The sequence below is a fragment of the Capnocytophaga genosp. AHN8471 genome (assembly GCF_016806945.1).
Classification (GTDB): Bacteria; Bacteroidota; Bacteroidia; order Flavobacteriales; family Flavobacteriaceae; genus Capnocytophaga; species Capnocytophaga periodontitidis.
Map to the genome: position 1 here is coordinate 1 of NZ_JAESPJ010000056.1, position 2,981 is coordinate 2,981.

Below are 2,981 nucleotides of genomic sequence, written 5' to 3' on the forward strand. Positions count from 1 at the left end.
ATAATATAAATTATACCTAATATGGCTACATTTGAACTCTCTCTAAAACCTCGCTTGATTTATATCTTTACCATTGCTGATGAAGCTCATAGCGACTGCGTAAAGATAGGAGAAACTACTTTTAACGGTGATGGATTGCCCGAGGCTAATAGCAAAGAACTAAACAATGCCGCTCATAACCGCATTAAGCAATATACCCAGACCGCTGGTATTAGTTACCAATTGTTACACACTGAACTCACTCTATTTTCTCGTGAGGGAAAGATAGGTCTCTTTAATGATAAGGAGGTTCACTCTGTATTAGAACGCTCTGGAGTAAAGAAAAAAGCTTTCAAAGGGGCTACTGAATGGTACTGTTGCGACCTTGCTACGGCTATAAAAGCTATTGCTGCCGTAAAACAAGGTAGAAAAAGTCTGAAAACGGAGGATATTAGTACTACTGAAAACCCTATCATTTTTCGACCCGAGCAAGCCGATGCTATAGAACGTACTGAAAAGCAGTTTAAAAAAGGGTCGCAGATGCTATGGAATGCTAAAATGCGCTTTGGCAAGACGCTCTGTGCCCTACAAGTGGCCAAAGACTTGCAAATGAAACGTACTCTTATCATTACCCACCGCCCAGTAGTAGATGCTGGTTGGTATGAGGATTTTAGGAAAATCTTCTATGATAGTCCTAATTATTACTATGGTTCTAGAGCTAAAGGAGAAAATGATTTTGCTTCATTGGAAAAACTTGCAAACGAAGGAGGTAATTATGTGTATTTTGCCTCAATGCAAGATATGCGGGGATCTAAAGAAGTAGGTGGTAAATTTGACAAAAACAATGAGCTTTTCTCTACTACTTGGGACTTTTTGATAGTAGATGAGGCACACGAAGGTACTCAAACTGAATTAGGACAATCCGTGATTATGCACCTAAAAGGTACAGGTACTAAAGTATTGCGCCTTTCGGGTACTCCTTTTAATCTGCTTGATGACCACAAGGAAGAGGAAATTTTTACGTGGGATTATGTGATGGAGCAAAAAGCTAAGATAGATTGGGAAATTACACACTTGGGAGATGCCAATCCTTATGCTTCCTTACCCGCTATTCATATCTACACCTACGATTTGGGCAGGCTGATGAGTGAGTATAGCGACGATGAAAAAGCGTTTAACTTCCGTGAGTTCTTCCGTACCCGAGAAGATGGTACTTTTGTACACGACAAGGATATTGACCGCTTTTTAACTTTGCTTTGTGATGACAGTGAGAGTTTTTACCCTTATGCTAACGATACTTTTCGCAAGATTTTCCGTCATACGCTCTGGATACTACCAGGGGTAAAAGCGGCACGAGCTCTAAGTACTAAATTGCAGCATCACCCTATATTTGGGGCTTTCAAAGTAGTGAATGTAGCAGGCGATGGCGATGAAGAAGAAGAAAGCAGAGATGCTTTGGATTTAGTGGAAAAAGCTATTGGCAAAGATTCTGACCAAACTTATACTATTACTCTATCGTGCGGCAGGCTTACTACAGGGGTGAGTATCAAGCCTTGGGCGGGGGTATTTATGATGGCAGGGGCTTATAGTACCTCAGCTGCGAGTTATATGCAAACAATCTTCCGTGTGCAAACACCTTACACCCATAATGGGCGTATGAAAACCGATTGTTATGCTTTTGATTTTGCTCCTGATCGCACCTTGCGCGTGCTTGCCGAAAGTGCTAAAGTATCGGCTAAAGCAGGTAAACAATCTGAAAAAGACCGTAAAATATTAGGCGATTTTTTGAACTTCTGCCCTATAATAGCTATTGAAGGTAGCCAAATGAAGCCCTATGACGTAAAAACAATGCTGGGGCAACTGAAGAGAGCGCAAATAGAAAAAGTAGTACAATGTGGTTTTGAAGATGGGGCACTCTATAATGATGAACTGCTGAAACTTACCGAAGTAGAACTCAAAGATTTTAGCGATTTGAAGGCTGCTATTGGGAAGACTAAAGCGATGCCACAATCGGGTGATATTGATATCAATAAACAGGGACTTACTAACGAACAATATGCCGAGAAAGAGCGGCTTGAGAAAAAGAAGAAAAAAGACCTTACTACTAAAGAGCAAGCGCGCTTAGAAGAACTTAAAGCCCTTGGTAGTCAGCGGCGGGAAGCAATAGCTATTTTACGAGGAATTTCTATTCGTATGCCCTTGTTGCTTTATGGAGCCGAAATAAAGGAAGATGAAGACAAAGAGCTTGCGCTTGATAATTTTGAAAATCTTGTAGACGACACCTCGTGGGAGGAGTTTATGCCACGTGGGGTAACTAAAGAAGTTTTTAGGCGTTTTAAGCGTTATTATGACCCAGATATTTTTCGAGAGGCGGGCAAGCGTATACGCGAAATGGCACGTATGGCAGATAAGTTTACCATAGAGGAGCGCATTAGTAGGATAGCAGCTATCTTTGCTACTTTTCGCAATCCTGATAAGGAAACAGTACTTACTCCTTGGCGGGTAGTGAATAGGCATCTGTCGGATTGCTTAGGAGGCTATTGTTTTATGGATGAGGATTTCGAGCAGCCCTTAGATGTGCCGCGCTATGTGACTCAACAAGGGGTAACAGAAGAAGTATTTACATCTAAGAGTGTAATTTTGGAAATCAACTCGAAGAGTGGGTTATACCCTTTGTATGCTGCTTATAATATCTACCGCTCTCGTATAGAAGAAGCTAAGAAAAAGTATGGAGAGGAGGTAGGTAGACAATTAGCCTTGCAATTATGGGATCTGACCCTTGAAGAGAATATATTGGTAGTATGTAAAACCCCAATGGCACGCAGTATAACCAAACGTACATTGGTAGGCTTTAGAGACACTGCTGTCCACGCCGAATACTACGGAGATCTTATTGAAAACCTCACCCAGAAGCCCGAAAGCGTAATAAACACCCTGCTCAGTGGCAAATTTTGGCATTTTAACAACAAAAAAAATATGAAGATAGACGCTATTATAGGAAA

At 41.2% G+C, this 2,981-nt stretch carries 1 protein-coding gene; it reads left to right on the forward strand.

Annotated elements, in window-relative coordinates:
* Nucleotides 1–21: 21 nt before the first annotated feature.
* Nucleotides 22–2,981: DEAD/DEAH box helicase (locus JMN12_RS15120; RefSeq protein WP_203140087.1), on the forward strand; the 2,960-nt coding region annotated here is incomplete at its 3' end.